2 protein-coding genes are annotated in these 1,998 nt (G+C 49.7%); both read right to left on the bottom strand.

Going from position 1 to position 1,998, the window contains the following annotated elements:
* Window positions 1-439: ammonium transporter (locus tag IGR76_04320; protein ID MBF2077750.1), on the bottom strand; the 439-nt coding region annotated here is incomplete at its 3' end.
* A gap of 33 nt (window positions 440-472) precedes the next feature.
* Window positions 473-1,489: an ammonium transporter gene (gene amt, locus IGR76_04315; protein ID MBF2077749.1), complete on the bottom strand. Its 1,017-nt coding sequence runs from the start codon at window positions 1,487-1,489 to the stop codon at window positions 473-475.
* Window positions 1,490-1,998: the final 509 nt, after the last annotated feature.

Genomic DNA, 1,998 nt, shown 5'->3' with positions numbered 1-1,998 from the left:
CATCCTGGCATTTTACGCCGCAGAGCGGCGGGGAATCGACCCGCAGGGATTGAATAATGCCATGCTCGATATTGCTGATAATGACTGGAAACGCCGGAGAATTCAAAATCTTGAGTAGGCGATCATGACTGAGACTTAAATCCGCCTGCATCCGGTTCATCGTATCCAGCACCCGGTTGTAATGATTCGCGATTAGCGTGACATCCGTTTCCGGCTCCACAATCACAGGCTGGGTGAAGTCCCCCATCAAGGAGTGCGTATTCATGCTGCTCAATAAATCTTGAATCGCAGTGCTTGCCCCATGTTCAGAGATATTCAACCCAATGCGCTCTTGATCGGCCGTCACTCGCAGCGGATAAATTCGATTAACACCCCACAAGACGAGGTAGCTTAATGAGAACGCATACAGGCCAACCGTTACAACACCCAAAAGCTGCACACCTAGCTTGTGCCACAGACTGGACGGCTCGGGTCATAACAGCGGATCGATAAACAAGGGTACCGCTAAGGTTCCCCAAACCCCACACACCAAATGGGCAGGCACAACACCCACCGCATCATCAATGTTGTACTGGCTCAACAGTCGGGCAGACACCGTACATAAAATCCCTCCGATGGCTCCCGCCCAGGCGGCTCCCAAAGGAATCATGAAATCACACCCCGCTGTGACCGACACCAACCCTCCAATGACACCGTTCATGATCAATGGAACTTGCGGGCGTCGATGGATAATCCACGTTGTGATCAAAGCCGCAAGACCTCCAGCCGCTCCTCCCTGAGCCGTATTCACCAGAATGCGCGGAACCTGATCAGTGAATGCAAAGGTACTGCCCCCATTAAATCCGAACCAGCCAAACCACAGCAAAAACACGCCCAACACAGCGATGGGCAAATTGTGACCATCAATCTGTTTGCTGCGAGGGCCAAATCGTCCCAATCGAGGGCCAATGATCAGAATGGCAGCGAAGGCCGTCCAAGCGCCCACTGAGTGAACTACCGTCGATCCCGCAAAGTCATGAAAATGTAAGCGGTGTAACCAACCGGGAGTCGTATCAAACCATAGGCCACCCCACACCCAATGTCCAGTAGTCGGATAAATGCACGACGACAACACAACGGCTGTAATAAAGTATCCGCCAAAACTCATACGCTCTGCGACGGCTCCAGACACAATCGTGGTCGCCGTGCCACAAAACGCCAGTTCAAACAGGAAAAAGGCATAGTCTTGAGCTGTCCAGGTACTAGTAGGCGGAAGCTGAGTCCCGACCAGTCCCCGTGCTGTTGCACCAAACATCAGGGTGAAACCCAGCAGCCAAAACATAGAACAGGCAATGCAAAAATCGACTAGATTTTTGATCGCAACGTTAATACTGTTTTTAGCCCGAACCAGTCCGCTTTCTAGGCAACAAAACCCGGCCTGCATAGTACTAACGAGAATAGCGCAGAAAATCACCCAAATAACATCAAGACTAGAAGCAGTAGAAGACATAGCCTGAAAATTGCACAAAAATGGATGATTCAATCAATTGAGTCTTAACTCAGGTTAAAACTAAGCCTATTCCCAAGGTGGAAAGCATCGAGCCGTATAGGGTATAAGTTTATATCTTAGTGTTCCGAGCGTTAACTCGCGCAAAACCTACTCATAAAAAAACGGAATGCAGCCTAAGCGCATTCCGTTGCCATTACCATTGTCCAGCTACTCAAAACCAATCTTGCCCTAGCGTATTGCTAGACGCCTTTCAATCCATATCTTCACTATCGTTGCCGCGTCTACGCAACGCCGCTAGCATTTGCTGTCTCACTTCAGCCGCCCATTGATCAAAATCCAACTCTAAATTTCGGTTTGCTGGCTCTATCGGAAATTCTCTTAAACTCTTTGTTACAGTTCGACGTACCATTGTCAAACCCTCAAAGCAACGTCAAAATTCAATCTATGTAAAGCAGTGACATCCTCCCGACGCTCACCCTATCGGGTAGAGCGCGGGCTCCCCCAGATCG

It is taken from the genome of Synechococcales cyanobacterium T60_A2020_003, assembly GCA_015272205.1.
GTDB lineage: Bacteria > Cyanobacteriota > Cyanobacteriia > RECH01 > RECH01 > JACYMB01.
This window is presented reverse-complemented; position numbering and strand designations above follow the sequence as displayed.